Annotated in this window: 17 protein-coding genes; 8 read left to right on the top strand and 9 right to left on the bottom strand. The window is 62.3% G+C overall.

What is annotated here, in order from left to right:
- Positions 1-67: 67 nt before the first annotated feature.
- From C4K38_RS07295 to rpoE, 4 genes are all read right to left on the bottom strand, one after another.
- Complete coding sequence (locus tag C4K38_RS07295) at positions 68-1,495, bottom strand: DegQ family serine endoprotease (RefSeq protein WP_053277819.1); 1,428 nt, start codon at positions 1,493-1,495, stop codon at positions 68-70.
- A gap of 248 nt (positions 1,496-1,743) precedes the next feature.
- On the bottom strand, positions 1,744-2,706 hold the full coding sequence (locus tag C4K38_RS07290) for a MucB/RseB C-terminal domain-containing protein (RefSeq protein ID WP_053277818.1): 963 nt from the start codon (positions 2,704-2,706) through the stop codon (positions 1,744-1,746).
- Positions 2,707-2,714: 8 nt separating this feature from the next.
- Entirely contained in the window at positions 2,715-3,302 is a 588-nt protein-coding gene (locus tag C4K38_RS07285) for a sigma-E factor negative regulatory protein (RefSeq protein WP_053277817.1), read from the bottom strand.
- 31 nt (positions 3,303-3,333) lie between these two features.
- Entirely contained in the window at positions 3,334-3,915 is a 582-nt protein-coding gene (gene rpoE, locus C4K38_RS07280) for an RNA polymerase sigma factor RpoE/AlgU (RefSeq protein ID WP_007930230.1), read from the bottom strand.
- A 569-nt stretch (positions 3,916-4,484) separates the two neighbouring features.
- Here rpoE and nadB point away from each other — a divergent pair.
- On the top strand, positions 4,485-6,101 hold the full coding sequence (gene nadB, locus C4K38_RS07275) for an L-aspartate oxidase (RefSeq protein ID WP_053268420.1): 1,617 nt from the start codon (positions 4,485-4,487) through the stop codon (positions 6,099-6,101).
- On the opposite strand, the gene C4K38_RS07270 is transcribed toward nadB, so the two are convergent.
- Entirely contained in the window at positions 6,070-6,522 is a 453-nt protein-coding gene (locus C4K38_RS07270) for a protein YgfX (RefSeq protein ID WP_053277816.1), read from the bottom strand. The genes nadB and C4K38_RS07270 overlap by 32 nt on opposite strands.
- Entirely contained in the window at positions 6,506-6,760 is a 255-nt protein-coding gene (locus C4K38_RS07265; RefSeq protein WP_007930227.1) for an FAD assembly factor SdhE, read from the bottom strand. Before C4K38_RS07265 ends, C4K38_RS07270 begins: the two co-directional genes overlap by 17 nt.
- A gap of 149 nt (positions 6,761-6,909) precedes the next feature.
- On the opposite strand from C4K38_RS07265, the gene ygfZ reads away from it, so the two are divergent.
- The gene (gene ygfZ, locus C4K38_RS07260) at positions 6,910-7,851 is read left to right on the top strand and encodes a CAF17-like 4Fe-4S cluster assembly/insertion protein YgfZ (RefSeq protein ID WP_053277815.1); all 942 of its coding nucleotides are present in this window, start codon (positions 6,910-6,912) and stop codon (positions 7,849-7,851) included.
- A gap of 37 nt (positions 7,852-7,888) precedes the next feature.
- On the top strand, positions 7,889-8,710 hold the full coding sequence (locus C4K38_RS07255; RefSeq protein WP_053277814.1) for an HDOD domain-containing protein: 822 nt from the start codon (positions 7,889-7,891) through the stop codon (positions 8,708-8,710).
- A gap of 12 nt (positions 8,711-8,722) precedes the next feature.
- On the opposite strand, the gene C4K38_RS07250 is transcribed toward C4K38_RS07255, so the two are convergent.
- Positions 8,723-10,108 carry a sensor histidine kinase gene (locus C4K38_RS07250; RefSeq protein ID WP_053277813.1) on the bottom strand — a complete coding sequence of 462 codons (1,386 nt, stop codon included), beginning with the start codon at positions 10,106-10,108 and terminating at the stop codon, positions 8,723-8,725.
- The gene (locus C4K38_RS07245; protein WP_009042580.1) at positions 10,101-10,772 is read right to left on the bottom strand and encodes a response regulator; all 672 of its coding nucleotides are present in this window, start codon (positions 10,770-10,772) and stop codon (positions 10,101-10,103) included. The genes C4K38_RS07250 and C4K38_RS07245 overlap by 8 nt, the downstream gene beginning before the upstream one ends.
- A gap of 235 nt (positions 10,773-11,007) precedes the next feature.
- Here C4K38_RS07245 and C4K38_RS07240 point away from each other — a divergent pair, with 235 nt between their 5' ends.
- From C4K38_RS07240 to C4K38_RS07220, 5 genes are all read left to right on the top strand, one after another.
- Complete coding sequence (locus C4K38_RS07240; RefSeq protein WP_025805006.1) at positions 11,008-12,300, top strand: OprD family porin; 1,293 nt, start codon at positions 11,008-11,010, stop codon at positions 12,298-12,300.
- An 80-nt stretch (positions 12,301-12,380) separates the two neighbouring features.
- Positions 12,381-13,370, top strand: a complete 990-nt coding sequence (locus tag C4K38_RS07235; RefSeq protein WP_053277812.1) for a Bug family tripartite tricarboxylate transporter substrate binding protein — start codon at positions 12,381-12,383, stop codon at positions 13,368-13,370.
- Positions 13,371-13,426: 56 nt separating this feature from the next.
- A complete protein-coding gene (locus C4K38_RS07230; RefSeq protein ID WP_053277811.1) occupies positions 13,427-13,885 on the top strand; it encodes a tripartite tricarboxylate transporter TctB family protein in 459 nt (152 codons plus the stop codon).
- Position 13,886: 1 nt separating this feature from the next.
- Positions 13,887-15,401, top strand: coding sequence for a tripartite tricarboxylate transporter permease (locus C4K38_RS07225; protein ID WP_025805003.1), 1,515 nt, complete (start codon positions 13,887-13,889; stop codon positions 15,399-15,401).
- Entirely contained in the window at positions 15,394-16,431 is a 1,038-nt protein-coding gene (locus C4K38_RS07220) for an AbrB family transcriptional regulator (RefSeq protein WP_053277810.1), read from the top strand. Before C4K38_RS07225 ends, C4K38_RS07220 begins: the two co-directional genes overlap by 8 nt.
- A 100-nt stretch (positions 16,432-16,531) precedes the next feature.
- On the opposite strand, the gene ung is transcribed toward C4K38_RS07220, so the two are convergent.
- Positions 16,532-17,224, bottom strand: a complete 693-nt coding sequence (ung, locus tag C4K38_RS07215; protein WP_053277809.1) for a uracil-DNA glycosylase — start codon at positions 17,222-17,224, stop codon at positions 16,532-16,534.
- Positions 17,225-17,328: the final 104 nt, after the last annotated feature.

The following is a 17,328-nucleotide window of genomic DNA, read 5'->3' as shown; positions in this document are numbered from 1 at the left end:
GTACCCACAAAAAAGCCCGCCTCTTTCGAGGCGGGCTTTTTATTGCGCAATCAATCCGCTACACGGATTACTCGGCCAGCTTGAAGGTAATGAAGCTGGCGCGTCCCTGACGCAGAACCCGCATCGAGACCGAACGGTTCTTCGGCAGCGCCTGGGCGATTTCAGTGAAGTTCTTGGTCGAAGTGATCGCCTGATTGTTCAGGTGAGTGATCACGTCGCCCGGCTGCAGGCCGATCAACGCCGCGGGGCCGTCCTGAACTTCCTTGATCACCACACCGCCCTTGAGGTCGTAGGTTTTCTTCTGCTCGTCGCTCAGCTCGACCACCGCAACGCCCAGACGGTTGCTGCTGCGCTCGACACCGGACTTGCCGATGGCGTCCAGGGCCTTGTCTTCGTCCGGAATCGCACCAACGGTCAATTCGACGTTCTTGCGCTTGCCGTCACGAATCACTTCAAGGTTGGCTTTCGCGCCCGCCTTGAGGGCACCCACCAGATGCGGCAGGTCCGCCGACATGATGATCGGTTGACCGTTCATGCTCAGGATCACATCGCCCACCTGCAGGCCGCCCTTGGCCGCCGGACCGTCGTCCTGGATCTGTGCCACCAGCGCACCGGCCGGCTTCTCCAGGCCGAAGGACTCCGCCAGGTCCTTGTTCACTTCCTGGATGACCACGCCCAGCCAGCCGCGGCTGACTTTGCCACCGGCTTTCAGCTGGTTGGAAACGTCCATGGCAACATCGATCGGGATCGCGAAGGACACCCCCATGAAGCCGCCGGAACGGGTGTAGATCTGCGAGTTGATACCCACGACTTCACCGGCCAGGTTGAACAGCGGACCACCGGAGTTACCCGGGTTGATCGGCACGTCGGTCTGGATGAACGGCACGTAGTTTTCGTTCGGCAGGCTACGACCGATGGCACTGACGATGCCCTGGGTCACGGTGTGGTCGAAACCGAACGGCGAACCGATGGCCACTACCCACTGACCGGCCTTCAGGTCCTGGGATTTGCCCAGTTTCAGCACTGGCAGGTCCTTGCCATCGATCTTCAGCAATGCCACGTCGGAACGTGGATCGGTGCCGATCAGCTTGGCTTTCAGTTCGCTGCGGTCGGCCAGACGGACAAGGATTTCATCCGCATCGGCAATCACATGGTTGTTGGTCAGGATGTAACCGTCCGACGAAATGATGAAGCCCGAACCCAGGGACTGGGCTTCACGCTGGCGATCACCCCGTGGCGAACGCGGCTGCGGCGGCATGCCACGCTCGAAAAACTCGCGCAGCATCGGCGGCAAGCCTTCGAGGTCCGGCATCTGGGCGGAAACCTTACGGTCCGGGAGCTTCTGCGTGGTACTGATGTTGACCACGGCAGGCGATGCCTGCTCGACCAGTTGCGTGAAGTCGGGCAAGTCCGCCGCCTGCGCGCTGACGACCTGACCGAGCACCAGCACAGTAGCGAAAATGGAAAGATAGGATTTCAAACGTGGTATCGACATACGGCTCCCATTGCAACGAGCGTGGTTAAGCGATAGGGAACAAGAAATACCAAGCGACTCGCGCAGTACTTTTGTCCCGGAAACGACAAACAAGGCCAGGACCTAGTGGCTCTGACCTATAAGAAAAAACAGGGGGTTTTGCAAATGAAAATGATCACCGAACATGTAGATATCTCGATTGCAGAGCTGGCATTGCAGACCTCTTACACAACCAACATTAACGCTCGATGAACACCTGAGGCTGATACTCACTGCGCCTTGGGCGCAGCGGCGTCGGTACGCATCGACAAGGCGATCCGTTCGGCGGTGCCGATAGGTATCTCACCCACCACTGTCACCATCATCTCGCCTTCTGGCGTGGTCAGGCGTCGGGAGACCGCCACGGTCGGGCCCAGCTGAGTGCGGGTGTCGGTCACCGTCGCACCATTGAGCGGTTCGAGGAACACCGAGAAGCGGGCCAGGCCATCGTCGTACATCAGGCTGTTGACCATGGTCTTGGTGTCGGGATCCTTGCGTGCACTGCTGCTGGTCAATTCGAAGCCTGGCGGCAACCAATCCGAGTGCCAGGTCTGTGCAGCCTTCACCGCGGAAGCCTTGTCGCTGTCCAGGGCCACAGCCTTGCATTCGGCGCTGGCCTGCAGCTCGCTGTCCTTCGGTATATCCGTCGTATCCAGGCGAGTGAACTGGAAACGCTCGAGCAACTGCCCCTTATCGTTCAACAGCAACGATTTCAGCGGCAGGCCCGTTTCGCGGTCCAGATGCAATTCAAAACCATAACGGTGCTGGTCCCGCGGGGTCAGGGAAACGATGACCGCCGCACGCCCAGCCACACGCGACTTGCCGATGACGGCAAGGTCGTACCAATTCTTGAGCTTTTCTGGATCGAGTGAGTGGGCCGAAGCGTTGGGGCCATCCCCCAGTCCAGCCACCAGCGTACCGCTGACACATTGGGTACGCCCATCAACACGCACAACCTCTTGAGCGGAACCGTCGAGCTGAATCAGTCGCTCGCGGACCTGACCATCCTGGACGCGATGCCAGATGTTATGGGTAGAAAAACTACCGTTACGCTCGTAGACGAAAGTACCCTGGAAGCTTTGCTGCTGTTCGGCTTGCCCAAGACGTTTCAACCAATCCTGAGCTTCGTCGGCGTGGGCTGGAACGATGAACCAGCCGCTGAGCAGAAGCGAGAGTAGAGGGATGGCGCGCATGATCCTCCTTAACGGTTTTCCAGGCTCGCCGCACGAGCATAAGGCAGAGCGCTTTCAGTGCCCTTCAGTGCAGCTTGTTGAGCATGCTGACGCAGGTAGCTCGGCAGACGCTGATCGTGCCAGCCTGGCTGACCTTGCAATACGCCATTGGCCATAGGACCAGTGGCTTCCGAACTCTCATTGTAGCCGGCCAATACAGCTGGGCCTTTTACTTGAGGAGCAGCCAGGGTTGGCTGGTTCGATTGCTGTGCCAGTTCGACACCAGCGATCTCGTCCTGGTTGTACAGGCGAACACCCGCCAATACGGCAACGGTCACCGATGCGGCAACAGCCAGGCGACCCAGGCTGCGCCATGGACCACGAGTGGCCTTGACCGGTACGGCTTCGTCAGCCAGCGCAGCAGAAACAGCCGCGGCGATATCCAGACGCGGAAGCAGCAACTCCTTGTGCATGGCCGCCCGGGCGATCTGGTAACGAGCCCAGGTCTCACGGGTTTCCACTTCGTCGACGGCATTCAATACCCGACGTAATTCCAGTTCGTCCGCTTCGTTATCCATCACCGCGGACAGCGATTCCTGCAGGGCTTCACGACTCATGGCGGTTCCTCTCTTGGCTGTCGCCGCTGTCTCAGGTTTCCTGCAACAACGGCTGCAGGGCTTTATCGATGGCCTCCCGAGCGCGGAAAATCCGGGAGCGCACGGTACCCACCGGACATTGCATGACACTGGCAATGTCCTCGTAACTCAGACCATCGAATTCACGTAAAGTTAAAGCCGTACGCAAATCTTCTGGCAGTTGCTGAATGGTTCGATGGACGGTGCCTTCGATCTCATCCCGCAGCAATGCGCGCTCCGGCGATTCGAGATCCTTGAGGCCATGATCGCCATCGTAGAACTCCGCATCCTCGGAACTGACATCGCTATCCGGCGGCCGGCGGCCGCGTGAAACCAGATAGTTTTTCGCCGTGTTGATGGCGATACGATACAGCCACGTATAAAACGCACTGTCACCGCGGAAATTACCAAGCGCACGGTAAGCCTTGATAAAAGCTTCTTGTGCAACATCCTGGGCTTCATGGGTGTCGTGCACGAAACGCACGATCAACCCGAGAATTTTGTGCTGGTATTTCAGCACTAGCAGATCGAACGCTCGCTTGTCGCCGCGCTGAACGCGCTCGACCAGCTGCTGATCCTCTTCCTGGGTTAGCATGAACACTCCTCGATAAGCTCGGAGGAGGCTTGCATAACTAAACGATCAAGCTTGCAAACATAGACTCGGGCTTTTCGCAAAAGTTCTCCCCCTCCAAGCAAGTTTCCTGCGGGCTCTGATTTGGCACGCACGAAAAACGCAGCGCGGGCAAGGCCGGCTGCGCGAATAATCCTGTCGTCGAATTGCGTTGCACGACCACAACACAAGTCCTGCATAAAACCGACGCTGTCCCTTCTATCAGGCAACCTTCTATTGAGTTTGGGGCCGTATCAAAAGTTCCCAATCTTTATAGCCGTGCAGAGCGAACATTGTGTAACCATGAAGAGAAAAAGGTTGCTACATCTTCGATACAGTCGCCAGCTCCCCGATTTGACGGAAAAATAGAGCCACCCATCACTGCCTCGCAAGACCGCCTTTTCCGCGCCCATAATTTCATAATGCCACGAAGGCACCGCTATTGTGCCGATCCCCCCCTCTATATACTAGTGGGCTGCATGGCTGCTTTGACTCGCCGATCCAGGCGTCTTGCGCCAACCCCGACCCGGGTCGCTTTTGAGCGGAATCTTCCAATGAGCCAACAGTTTCAACACGATGTTCTGGTGATAGGCAGCGGCGCTGCCGGTTTGAGCCTTGCGCTGACCTTGCCCGGTCATCTGCGCATTGCCGTATTGAGCAAGGGCGATCTCGCCAATGGCTCGACCTATTGGGCTCAGGGTGGCGTCGCGGCAGTGCTGGACGACACCGACACCGTCGAATCCCACGTCGACGACACCCTCAATGCCGGTGGCGGCCTGTGCCACGAAGACGCAGTACGATTTACCGTCGAGCACAGCCGCGAGGCCATTCAATGGCTGATCGATCAGGGCGTGCCCTTCACCCGCGACGAACAATCGGGCAATGAAGACGGCGGTTTCGAATTCCACCTGACCCGCGAAGGCGGCCACAGCCATCGCCGCATCATCCATGCCGCCGACGCCACCGGCGCGGCCATCTTCACCACATTGCTGGACCAGGCCCGGCAACGCCCGAACATCGAGCTGCTGGAACAGCGGGTCGCCGTCGATCTGATTACCGAAAAACGCCTGGGGCTGGAAGGCGATCGCTGCCTCGGCGCCTATGTACTCAACCGCGCCACCGGCGAAGTCGATACCTACGGTGCGCGTTTTGTCATCCTCGCTTCCGGCGGTGCCGCCAAGGTCTACCTCTATACCAGCAACCCCGATGGCGCCTGTGGCGATGGCATCGCCATGGCCTGGCGTTCGGGCTGCCGGGTGGCCAACCTGGAGTTCAACCAGTTCCACCCGACCTGTCTCTACCATCCGCAGGCCAAGAGCTTCCTGATCACCGAAGCCCTGCGCGGCGAGGGAGCACTCCTGAAGCTGCCCAACGGTGAACGCTTCATGCCGCGTTTCGACCCGCGCGCCGAACTGGCGCCGCGGGATATCGTCGCCCGGGCCATCGACCATGAAATGAAGCGCCTGGGTATCGATTGCGTGTACCTGGACATCAGCCACAAGCCGGAAGCCTTTATCAAAAGCCACTTCCCGACCGTGTACGAGCGCTGCCTGGAATTCTCCATCGACATCACCAAGCAGCCGATCCCGGTGGTACCGGCCGCGCACTACACCTGCGGCGGGGTGATGGTCGACCAACAGGGTCGCACCGACGTTCCGGGCCTGTATGCCATTGGCGAAACCAGCTTTACCGGCCTGCACGGCGCCAACCGCATGGCCAGCAACTCGCTATTGGAATGCTTCGTCTATGCCCGTTCCGCGGCAGCCGACATTCTCGAGCAACTGCCGCAGATCGCCATTCCGATCGCCCTGCCCGCCTGGGATGCCAGCCAGGTCACCGACTCCGACGAAGACGTGATCATTGCGCACAACTGGGACGAACTGCGGCGATTCATGTGGGACTATGTCGGCATCGTGCGCACCAACAAGCGCCTGCAACGTGCTCAGCACCGGGTGCGCCTGCTGCTGGACGAAATCGATGAGTTCTACAGCAACTACAAGGTCAGTCGCGACCTGATCGAGCTGCGCAACCTGGCCCAGGTCGCCGAGCTGATGATTCGCTCGGCCATGGAGCGTAAGGAAAGCCGGGGTCTGCATTACACCCTCGACTACCCGAACCTGCTGCCCGAAGCACTGGACACTATTCTGGTGCCGCCCACCTACGGCGACTGAACTTGAGCCGCACGCGCAGGCGCCGATGCACATCGGCCGCCTGCGCATCTCGCGGCACACAGACCGACCTCACCCAGCGCTCGCCCGGCAGGCGAAAACGCAACACCACCAGCAACGGCAGCGCCAGGCTGTCAGGCCGCAATTGCACCGGTCGCCAGCCCTGCCCGGCGCACCACAGCTGCCAGCCATCGGCATTACGGCGCAGACCGCTGAAAGCCGAGGGATGACTCAGTAGAATCCGCCGCGGCAATGCCCAGACTCCGTGGCCCAGGCACAGCAGAGCCCCGAGCAGACCGGCCCAGAGCGGAATATCGAGCATCAGCAAGGCGCCCAGCGCGAACAACTGGGCCAGAAGATAGGCCGCCAGCAATTGCCTGGAAGGCTGCCAGCGGCATTCGAAGGTGTTACTTGGGTTGGACACGATCCAGGATCATGCGGACCATGCGTTGCAGCTCGGGATCTTCGGATTCGGAGCGTTCCATGAACCAGCCGAACATGTCCTGATCTTCGCACTCGAGCAGCCTGACGTAGCAGGCACGATCAACATCGTTCAGATGCGGATAGACTTCTTTCACGAATGGCACCAGCAACACGTCCAGTTCCAGCATGCCGCGGCGGCTGTGCCAGTAGAGGCGGTTCAGTTCAACATCTTCGACCATGGAGCGCTCCTCAAATAGAGCGCAAGTATACAGCCCGAGGGACGCCAGAACAGTCGGCTTTGGTCGGTCACCACCCATCCTTTGTGAACTACCCATTTCAAGGGCGCCACCTTATGATGTTCGCCAGACTTTTTACCCTGCGATGACCCATGGCTGATTCCGCTTTTTTTTGCTCCCTGTCCCACGAGGGCGTTCTCGCCGTCCGCGGCCCCGATGCCAGCAAGTTCCTTCAGGGCCAGCTGACCTGCAACCTCAATTACCTCAGCGACAGCCAATCCAGCCTGGGCGCCCGTTGCACCCAGAAAGGCCGCATGCAATCGAGCTTTCGCATCCTGCTCGAAGGCGATGGCTGCCTGCTGGCCATGGCCACCGAGTTGCTGGAGCCGCAACTGGCGGACCTGAAAAAATACGCAGTGTTTTCCAAGGCCAAGCTCAGCGATGAAAGCGCCCTGTGGGCGCGCTTCGGCCTGGGCAACGCCGCTGCGCTGCTGGCCGGTCTCGGGCTGGAGCTGCCGCCGGAAGACGGCGCGGTCGCCCGCAACGACGGCCTGATCGCCATTCGTATTTCAGCGGAGCGGACCGAGCTCTGGGCACCCGCAGATAAAGCTGAAGGCCTGCGTGAAAAGCTGGCCGCGCAACTGCCCGAAGGCGATCTCAACCACTGGTTGCTGGGCCAGATCCGCGCCGGTATCGGCCAGGTCATGCCGGCCACCCGCGAGCTGTTCATCCCGCAAATGCTCAATCTGCAGGCCATCGGCGGCGTCAGCTTCAAGAAAGGCTGCTACACCGGCCAGGAAATCGTCGCGCGCATGCAGTACCTGGGCAAACTCAAGCGCCGCCTCTACCGCCTGGCCCTGAACGTCGAAGAGCTGCCGGAGCCCGGCACCCCACTGTTCTCCCCGACCCACGGCAGTTCCATCGGTGAAGTGGTGATCGCCGCACGCGCCGAACAAAACATTGAACTCCTGGCCGTACTGCAAGCCGAAGCTGCAGAGGATGGCAATCTCCATCTCGGCGCGCTCGAAGGTCCCGGGCTGCAACTGCTGGACCTGCCTTACCAGCTGGATCGCGATCGAGAAATCCAGCGCTGATCGCCGCAACTTCCTGCAATACCCCTAGAGAACAGAAATGAGTGAGCTGGCGGAAAAGGTCCAACAGGATTTGGTTGAGGCCATCGATAACGATGACCTGGTTCTGCCAACGTTACCGGAAGTGGCCCTGCAGATTCGCCGGGCCGCTGAAGATCCGGAAATCAGCGTCAGTACCCTGAGCAAAGTGATTGGCCGTGATACGGCGCTGTCGGCGCGCCTGATCAAAGTGGTCAACAGCCCCCTGCTGCGCGCCACCCAGGAAGTCACCGACCTGCACACCGCGATTACCCGGCTGGGGGTCAACTACAGCAGCAACCTGGCCATCGGCCTGGTCATGGAGCAGATCTTCCATGCCCGCTCGGAGGTGATCGCGCAGAAGATGCACGACGTCTGGCGCAAGAGCCTGGAAGTGGCTGGTGTCAGCTATGCCCTGTGCCGCAGCCATACCCAGTTGAAGCCCGACCAGGCCGCCCTTGGCGGGCTGGTGCATCAGATCGGCGTGCTGCCGATCCTGACCTATGCGGAAGATCACTACGAGCTGCTGTCCGACCCGGTCAGCCTCAACCACGTGATCGAGCACATCCACCCATTGCTGGGGGACAAGCTGCTGCAGGTCTGGGAGTTTCCGGAACAACTGGCGAAATTGCCGGGGCAGTACCTGGACTTCCAGCGCCAATCCGCGCGCCTGGATTACGTCGACCTGGTGCAGGTCGCCAGCCTGTATTGCCACAAGGACAGCGATCATCCGCTAGCGAAGATCGACGCCTTCAGCGTGCCGGCCTTCAAAAAGCTCGGGATCGACCCCGAGAACAAGGCAATGTGCGACGACTTGGCTGAATCGCAGTCCATGTTCTATTGAGACAGCGCAATCTCAACCCGCGTTGAAGCTCACCCGCACCTTCAGCCCCGCCTGCGCGCCGTCGTGCAGGCTGATCTGCGCCAGATGGGCGCGGCAGATTTCGCCGACGATCGCCAGGCCCAGGCCGGAACCGGCGACATGGGGGTTGCGCCGGTAGAAACGCTCGAACACCCGATCGCGCTCTTCCAGCGGAATTCCCGGGCCGTCGTCCTCCACCTCCAGCACCGCCGGCGCGCTGACCCGTAGGATCACGTTTCCGCCGGGTTTGGTGTGGGCCAGGGCATTGTCCACCAGGTTGCTCAGCAGCTCGTTCAAGAGGGTCGGCTCGCCGCGCAGCCAGACCGGCTCGTCGGCTTCCAGGGCCAGGGCGACCCCCCGAGCGTGGGCCAAGGGCGCCATGGCCATGCCCAACTCGCGGGCCAGCTGGCTGAGATCGAGCAATTGCGCGCCGCCCTCGGCAATCGCCCGGGCGCCGTTTTCGATCCGCGCCAGGGACAGCAGCTGATTGGCCAGGTGGGTCAGGCGATCGGTGCCCTGGGCCGCGCTTTCCAGGGTGCTTCGCCAGGTCTCGGGTTCTGACGCCCGCAGCCCCAGTTCCAGCCGCGCCTTGAGCGCCGCCAGCGGAGTGCGCAATTCATGGGCGGCATCGGCGATGAACTGCGCCTGGCGCTCGAACTGCCCACGCAGCCGCTCGGTGAAGTGATTGAGTGCCCGCACCAGCGGCCACAACTCCCGTTGCACCTCCACCAGCGGCAATGGCCGCAAGTCGTCGGGCTGACGCTCTTCCACCGCGCTGCGCAAACGCTCCAGTGGACGCAACGCAGCGCTGACCGCGAACCACACCAACAGCAACGCGCCGATGGCCAGCATGCCCAGGCGCAGCAGGGTATCGGCCATCAGGCTGCGAGCCATGCGGACCCGCGCCTCGTCGGTCTCCGCCACGCGAATTTCCGCCATGCCGTTCATGTTCGGCTCGCTGACCGCCTTGAGCAGGCTCACCACCCGGACGTTCTGCCCTTGATAGGTGGCATCGTAGAACCGTGCCAGCGCCGGGTAATCGTCGGTGCGCGGCGTGCCCGGCGGCGGACCGGGCAGGTTTTCGTAACCGGAAATCAGCTTTTGGTGGATGTCGTTGACCTGGTAGTAGATCCGTCCGGCACTGTCGTAGGCGAAGGTATCGAGGGCGACATAGGGCACATTGGCGCTCAGGCCGCCGTCGCGCTGGGACAGGCCGGCGGCGATGGTCCGGGCCGAGGCCAGCAAGGTGCGGTCGTAGGCGGTGTCCGCCGCCTCGCGGCCGTTCCAGTAGGCACTCATGCCGCTGGCCAGCATCAGCACCACCAGCAGCAGCGCCAGGTTCCACAGCAGGCGCCAGCGCAGGCTGCTGGGCCTATGCATCGCGACTTTCCAGCAGGTAACCGAGACCGCGGAAGGTGACGATGGCCACAGGCTGGCCATCGAGTTTCTTGCGCAAGCGATGGACATAGATCTCGATGGCATCCGGGCTGGCCTCTTCATCCAGGCCGAACACCTGGGAAGCCAGTTGCTCCTTGCTCATGACCCGCCCCGGCCGGGCGATCAGCGCCTCGAGCACCGCCTGCTCGCGGGAGGTCAACGTCAGTAGCTCCTCACCGAGAGTAAAGCGCCGGGTATCGAGGTCGTAGGCCAGCACTCCGCAGCGCTGCACCCGCTCGCCGCCGAGCACGCTGCGCCGCAGCAGGGCCTTGACCCGCGCTTCCAGCTCGGTCAGTTCGAAGGGCTTGGCCAGGTAGTCGTCCGCCCCCAGGTTGAGGCCGTGGACCCGGTCCTTCACATCGCTGCGCGCGGTCAGCATCAACACCGGCAGGTTCTTGCCCCGCGCTCGCAGGCGCGCCAGCACTTCGAAACCATCCAGGCGCGGCAGGCCCACATCGAGGATCGCCATGGCGTAATCCTCGCTGCCCAGGGCCAGGTCCGCGGCGACCCCATCGTGCAGCACATCCACGGTCAAACCCGTGCTCTTGAGCGCCTGGGCGACACTTTCAGCCAGCTGCAGGTGGTCTTCGACGAGAAGCACGCGCATGGATTTCCTACCTCGTTCAGGGGATCGACGGCACTTTTTATTGCCGCGGAGTTTACAGCCGGGACCGCTGCTGTGAAGCCCGAAAACCGTGAAAGTCTGCTGAAAGGTTAGCGAAAGGTTGGCCCATTAGAGTCCTGTTACGGATTGTTTCGACTTCCGTGGCTACCTCCGGTGGCCTCCCGAAAAACGCCTCGATGCGTTTTCGCCAATAAGAACAATAACGGAGTACAACACGATGCTGTCCATGCAGCCTCAGGCTTGCCAGCCTGTTCGTTTTTCCCGTCTCAGCCACACCGCCCTCGCCAGTGCCGCCGCCCTTGCCGGTTTCTCACCGATCAGCCAGGCCGCCTTCTTCGAAGACAGCAGCGCCACCCTCGAAACCCGCAACATGTACTTCAACCGCGATTTCCGCAGCGGCACCAGTGCCCAGCAATCCAAGCGCGACGAATGGGCCCAGGGCTTCATGCTCAACCTGCAATCGGGCTACACCGACGGTACTGTGGGCTTCGGCGTCGATGCGCTGGGCATGCTCGGCATTAAGCTCGACTCCAGCCCCGACCGTACCGGCACCGGCCTGCTGCCGACCCACGACGACGGGCGCGCCGCCGACGAGTACTCCAAGGTCGGCCTGACCGGCAAAATGAAGATCTCCGCCACCGAACTGAAGATCGGCAGCCTGATCCCGGAACTGCCGACCATCAAGCCCAACGACGGACGCATCCTGCCGCAGACCTTCGAGGGCGGCCTGCTGACCTCCAAGGAAATCAAGAACCTGACCTTCACCGGCGGCCGCCTGGAGAAAGCCAAGGATCGCGACAGCACCGACTTCGAGGACATCGCCCTCAACAACAAGAACAGCCGCTTCGCCGGCACCGTCGCCGGCAAGCACTTCGACTTCGGTGGCCTGGACTACAAGTTCACCGACAAGATCACCGGCAGCTACCACTTCGCCCAGCTCGCCGAAGTCTATAACCAGCACTTCTTCGGCCTGCTCGCCTCGCAGCCGATGGGCCCGGGCACCTTCGCCACGGACCTGCGCTTCGCCGTCAGTGACGACCAGGGCCAGGCCCGTGGCGGCAAGATCGACAACAAGTCCCTCAACGGCCTGGTGAGCTACGCCCTGAACGGGCATAAACTCAGCGCCGGCTACCAGCACATGTCCGGCGACAGCGCCTTTCCCTACCTCGACGGGGCCGACCCGTACCTGGTCAACTTCGTGCAGATCAACGACTTCGCCGGCGCCGAGGAACGCTCCTGGCAAGCCCGCTACGACTACGACTTCGGCAAGCTCGGCATCCCCGGCCTGACCTTCATGACCCGCTACCTGAGCGGTGACAACATCGCCCTGAAAAACGGCGACACCGGCAAGGAATGGGAACGCAACACCGAGATCAAGTACGTGGTGCAAAGCGGCACCTTCAAGGACGTCGCGGTGCGCCTGCGCAACGCCACCTACCGCTCCAACTATTCGGCTCGCGATGCGGATGAAGTGCGCCTGCTGGTGAGCTACAGCCTGGCGCTCTGGTAATCGACCGACCTTCGGCAGGCACCGCGCCTGCCAAAGGCCCTGGCATGCAATACACAACAACAACTCCTGTGGAGACAAGCATGAACCCATCACTGCGTAAATTGGCCCTCGCCGCCGGCTGTATGCTGTTCGCCGGTCAACTGCTCGCTGCCGCCAGCGGCGAACCCAAGCGCCCGGAATGCATCGCCCCGGCCTCCCCCGGCGGCGGTTTCGACCTGACCTGCAAACTGGCGCAGAGCGCGCTGGTCAACGAAAAGCTGCTGACCAAACCGATGCGCGTGACCTACATGCCCGGCGGTGTCGGCGCGGTGGCCTACAACGCAGTGGTGGCCCAGCGTCCGGCCGACGCCGGCACGCTGGTAGCCTGGTCCAGCGGTTCGCTGCTGAACCTGGCCCAGGGCAAGTTCGGCCGTTTCGATGAAAGCGCGGTGCGCTGGCTGGCCGCGGTCGGCACCAGCTATGGCGCCATCGCAGTGAAGAGCGACTCGCCGTACAAAACCCTCGACGACCTGGTCAAGGCACTGAAGAAAGACCCGAGCTCGGTGGTGATCGGCTCCGGCGGTACCGTCGGCAGCCAGGACTGGATGCAGACCGCGCTGATCGCCAAGGCCGCCGGGATCAACCCGCGCGACCTGCGCTACGTGGCCCTGGAAGGCGGCGGCGAAATCGCCACCGCGCTGCTGGGCGGGCACATCCAGGTCGGCAGTACCGACATCTCCGACTCCATGCCGCACATCCAGAGCGGTGACATGCGCCTGCTGGCGGTGTTCTCCGACAAGCGCCTGGACGAGCCGGAAATGAAGGACATCCCGACCGCCAAGGAGCAAGGCTACGACATCGTCTGGCCAGTGGTGCGCGGCTTCTACCTCGGGCCAAAGGTCAGCGACGAAGACTACGCCTGGTGGAAAGACGCCTTCGACAAGCTGCTGGCTTCCGAAGAGTTCGCCAAGCTGCGCGACCAGCGCGAACTCTTCCCGTTCGCCATGACCGGGCCGGAACTGGACGCCTACGTGAAGAAACAGGTGGCCGACTACAAGACCCTGGCCAAAGAGTTCGGCCTGATCCAGTGATCGCCCCTGTCTAGCGGTCCTGTCCCTTTCACGGGGACGGGGCCCAGGAGTTTCCCATGCTCTTACAACGCATTTTCGCCTCGCTGCTGCTCCTGGTCTGCCTGGGCCTGGCACTGATGGCCTGGCCCTACCAGGCCGCTTTTTCCTACGAACCGGTCGGCCCGCGCGCCTTTCCCCTGCTGATGCTCGGGCTGATGGGCCTGGCGCTGCTGTACATGGTGTTTCGCCCGGCGCCGATCAAGCACAGCGAAGACGAGCCGCCGCTGGACCGTGAAACCCTGACCAAGATCAGCATCTGCGTGGTCCTGCTGCTGATCTTCGCCGGTCTGTTCGAACCCCTGGGTTTCATTCTCAGCAGCATCCTGATCGGCATTCCGATGGCACGCCTGTACGGCGGCCGCTGGGTGCCCAGCGCCGTGGTCACCACGCTGATGGCCATCGGTCTGTACCTGCTCTTCGACCGGGTGATGGACGTGCCACTGCCCCTGGGCCTGCTCGACGTTCTGGAGAACTGATATGGATACGCTTGGCTATTTGGGCCAGGGTTTCGGCGTCGCGCTGAGCCCCTACAACCTGGTCACCGCCCTGACCGGCACCCTGATCGGCACTGTGGTCGGCCTGCTTCCGGGCCTGGGCCCGATCAATGGCGTGGCACTGCTGATCCCGATTGCCTTCGCCCTCGGCCTGCCACCGGAGTCAGCGCTGATCCTGCTGGCTGCGGTGTACCTGGGTTGCGAATACGGTGGCCGGATCAGCTCGATCCTGCTGAACATCCCGGGTGAAGCCTCCACCGTGATGACCACCCTCGACGGTTACCCGATGGCGCGCCAGGGCCTGGCCGGGGTGGCCCTGTCGCTGTCGGCCTGGAGTTCATTCATCGGCGCCTTCATCGCCACCTGCGGCATGGTGATGTTCGCCCCGCTGCTGGCGAAATGGGCGATCGCCTTTGGTCCGGCGGAGTACTTCGTGCTGATGGTGTTCGCCATTGTCTGCCTCGGTGGCATGGCGGGTGACCGACCGATCAAGACCTTCATCGCGGCATTGATCGGGCTGTTCCTGTCGTCGGTGGGCATCGACGCCAACAGCGGCGTGTACCGCTTCACCGGCGATAACATCCACCTCACCGACGGTATTCAGTTCGTGGTGCTGGTACTGGGCCTGTTCTCCATCAGCGAGATCCTGTTGCTGCTGGAAAAAACCCACCGTGGCCAGGAAGCGGTGAAAGCCACCGGGCGGATGATGTTCAACTTCAAGGAAGCGGCGTCGGTGTTCGTGGTGAACATCCGTTGCGGCCTGCTGGGCTTCATCATGGGCGTCTTGCCGGGTGCCGGTGCGACCCTGGCCAGCGCCGTGGCCTACATGACCGAAAAACGCATCGCCGGCGCCAGCGGCAAGTTCGGCCAGGGCGACAAGCGCGGCCTGGCGGCTCCGGAAACCGCGATCGGTGCCTCGGCCTGCGGCGCCCTGGTACCGATGCTGACCCTCGGCGTCCCGGGTTCGGGCACCACCGCGGTGATGATCGGCGCCCTGTCGCTGTACAACATCACCCCGGGCCCGCTGTTGTTCCAGCAGCAACCGGACATCGTCTGGGGCCTGATTGCCTCGTTGTTCATCGCCAACATCATGCTGGTGATCCTCAACATCCCGATGATCCGCGTCTTCACCCGCATCCTCGCCGTGCCGAACTGGGCCCTGGTGCCGGTGATTGCAATCATCACCGGGATCGGCGTCTACGCGGTGCACGCCACCACCTTCGACCTGTTCCTGATGGTCGGCATCGGCATCTTCGGCTACATCCTGCGCAAGCTGGACTTCCCGCTGTCGCCGGTGCTGCTGGGCTTTATCCTCGGCGGGCTGATGGAGCAGAACCTAAGGCGCGCGCTGTCGATCTCCAACGGCGCGATGGAAATCCTCTGGTCCAGCCCGATCACCGTCGGCGTCTGGGTGCTGACCGTGATCATGCTGCTGATGCCGCTGCTGCGCATCTGGCGCAAGCGCTCGGCCCTGCAACGCGCCGTGGCCGATGTCTGAGGCCAGCTTCAAACAGTGGTGGGGGACGCCCCTGGTCGGTCTGGTCGGCGGTTACCTCGCCAGCCAGATCGGCTGGCCGCTGCCGTGGATGGTCGGCTCGTTGCTGGCGATCATCCTGGTGCGCTGCCTGACGCCCTGGCAACTGGGGGAAATCCCCGGCGGCCGCAAATGCGGGCAATGGGTGGTGGGCATCGGCATCGGCCTGCACTTCACCCCGGTGGTGATGGAGCAGGTCATGAGCCATTTCGGCCTGATCTTCTTCGGTGCCCTGGTCACCAGCCTGTCCAGCGTGGTCGGGGTGTGGCTGCTGCGGCGCACCGGCGAAGACCGGGCCACCGCCTTCTTCTCCAGCATGCCGGGCGGCTCCGGCGAGATGGTCAACCTCGGCGCGCGCAACGGCGCGGTGCTCAGCCGTGTGGCGGCCGGGCAGAGCTTGCGGGTGCTGGTAGTGGTCTTGTGTGTACCGGCGGCCTTCAAGTACCTGCTGGGTGAAGGCGTGCCTCAATTGCATCCGGCCAGCGTCGATTGGCGCTGGCTGGCGGTATTGTTTCCGGCGGGCGCCCTGCTCGCCTGGCTCTGGCAGCGTCTGCGCCAGCCCAACCCCTGGTTGTTCGGGCCACTGCTGGTCAGCGCCGCGGTCAGTATCGGCTGGGACCTGCACATCGGCCTGCCGGACGGCGGCAGCCAAATCGGCCAGTGGCTGATCGGCAGCGGCCTGGGTTGTCACTTCAATCGCCAGTTCTTCCGCCGCGCGCCCTCGTTCATGGGCCGCACCCTGATCGGCACGGCGCTGACCATGTTGATCGCCAGCCTCGCGGCCGTGGTCCTGAGCGCCCTGACTCATCTGGATCTGCGTTCACTGACGTTGGGCATGATGCCCGGCGGCATCGCGGAAATGAGCCTGACAGCCGAGACCCTGCAACTGTCAGTGCCGCTGGTGACGGCGATGCAGGTGATGCGTTTGCTGTTCGTGCTGTTCCTGGCCGAGCCGCTGTTCCGGCATTGGAATCGGCAGCCAGAGAGCGTCTGACGTATCCGGTCGTTCTTATCGCGGGCAAGCCTCGCTCCTACTGAATCCCGTTGTTTCTGTAGGAGCGAGGCTTGCCCGCGATGGGGCCTTCAAAACCCCATCAAACCGGCGGCAACCGCCATTCGATCGGCGTTTCGCCATTCTGCTCGAGGTACTTGTTGGTCCGGCTGAAATGCCCGCAACCGATAAAGCCGCGGTACGCCGACAGGGGCGACGGGTGCACCGAGGTCAGCACCAGGTGCTTGGTGGCATCGATCAGCTTCTGCTTGCTCTGGGCGTGGGAACCCCACAGCAGGAACACCAGGTGCGGCTGGTGCTGGCTCACCACTTCGATGATCCGGTCGGTGAAGTACTGCCAGCCCTTGCCTGCGTGGGAAGCCGCGTTGGCCCGCTGCACGGTCATGGTGGTGTTGAGCATCAGCACGCCCTGGTCGGCCCAGCTCTGCAGGTAGCCGTGGTTGGGCATGTCGATGTTCAGGTCGCGCTTGAGCTCTTTATAGATGTTCACCAGGGACGGCGGCGCCGGTACGCCCGGCTGCACCGAGAAGCACAGGCCGTGGGCCTGGCCCGGACCGTGGTAAGGGTCCTGGCCGAGGATCACCACCTTGACCTTATCCAGCGGCGTCGAATTCAGCGCATTGAAAATCAACGGGCCCGGCGGGTAGATCTCCTTGCCGGCGGCATGTTCCTGACGCAGGAACTCGCGTAACTCCGCCATGTAAGGCTGGTCGAATTCGGCACGCAGTGCTTGCTTCCAGCTGGGTTCGAGTTTGATACGGTCGTCATCGGTCATGGTTGCACCCGGTAAAATCAATGGGCGCACCCTAGGAAAGCCCACCACGCTTGTCAATTGATCTGACGCAGAACCGCCACTTTCGCCTATAGCGATCATACTGA

The sequence above is a fragment of the Pseudomonas chlororaphis subsp. piscium genome (genome assembly GCF_003850345.1).
GTDB classification, from domain to species: Bacteria; Pseudomonadota; Gammaproteobacteria; order Pseudomonadales; family Pseudomonadaceae; genus Aquipseudomonas; species Aquipseudomonas piscium.
Note: the sequence above shows the minus strand (reverse complement) of the source record. Positions and strands in the feature narration are given on the sequence as shown.

Excerpts from the sequence above, each read along its gene's own strand:
- C4K38_RS07220 (WP_053277810.1), top strand. The coding sequence starts at position 15,394 with ATGTCTGAGGCCAGCTTCAAACAGTGGTGGGGGACGCCCCTGGTCGGT.
- C4K38_RS07230 (WP_053277811.1), top strand. The coding sequence starts at position 13,427 with ATGCTCTTACAACGCATTTTCGCCTCGCTGCTGCTCCTGGTCTGCCTG.
- C4K38_RS07245 (WP_009042580.1), bottom strand. The coding sequence starts at position 10,772 with ATGCGCGTGCTTCTCGTCGAAGACCACCTGCAGCTGGCTGAAAGTGTC.
- C4K38_RS07290 (WP_053277818.1), bottom strand. The coding sequence starts at position 2,706 with ATGCGCGCCATCCCTCTACTCTCGCTTCTGCTCAGCGGCTGGTTCATC.
- C4K38_RS07285 (WP_053277817.1), bottom strand. The coding sequence starts at position 3,302 with ATGAGTCGTGAAGCCCTGCAGGAATCGCTGTCCGCGGTGATGGATAAC.
- ung (WP_053277809.1), bottom strand. The coding sequence starts at position 17,224 with ATGACCGATGACGACCGTATCAAACTCGAACCCAGCTGGAAGCAAGCA.
- C4K38_RS07250 (WP_053277813.1), bottom strand. The coding sequence starts at position 10,108 with ATGCATAGGCCCAGCAGCCTGCGCTGGCGCCTGCTGTGGAACCTGGCG.
- C4K38_RS07265 (WP_007930227.1), bottom strand. The coding sequence starts at position 6,760 with ATGGTCGAAGATGTTGAACTGAACCGCCTCTACTGGCACAGCCGCCGC.
- ygfZ (WP_053277815.1), top strand. The coding sequence starts at position 6,910 with ATGGCTGATTCCGCTTTTTTTTGCTCCCTGTCCCACGAGGGCGTTCTC.
- C4K38_RS07225 (WP_025805003.1), top strand. The coding sequence starts at position 13,887 with ATGGATACGCTTGGCTATTTGGGCCAGGGTTTCGGCGTCGCGCTGAGC.
- C4K38_RS07255 (WP_053277814.1), top strand. The coding sequence starts at position 7,889 with ATGAGTGAGCTGGCGGAAAAGGTCCAACAGGATTTGGTTGAGGCCATC.
- C4K38_RS07235 (WP_053277812.1), top strand. The coding sequence starts at position 12,381 with ATGAACCCATCACTGCGTAAATTGGCCCTCGCCGCCGGCTGTATGCTG.
- C4K38_RS07295 (WP_053277819.1), bottom strand. The coding sequence starts at position 1,495 with ATGTCGATACCACGTTTGAAATCCTATCTTTCCATTTTCGCTACTGTG.
- C4K38_RS07240 (WP_025805006.1), top strand. The coding sequence starts at position 11,008 with ATGCTGTCCATGCAGCCTCAGGCTTGCCAGCCTGTTCGTTTTTCCCGT.
- rpoE (WP_007930230.1), bottom strand. The coding sequence starts at position 3,915 with ATGCTAACCCAGGAAGAGGATCAGCAGCTGGTCGAGCGCGTTCAGCGC.
- nadB (WP_053268420.1), top strand. The coding sequence starts at position 4,485 with ATGAGCCAACAGTTTCAACACGATGTTCTGGTGATAGGCAGCGGCGCT.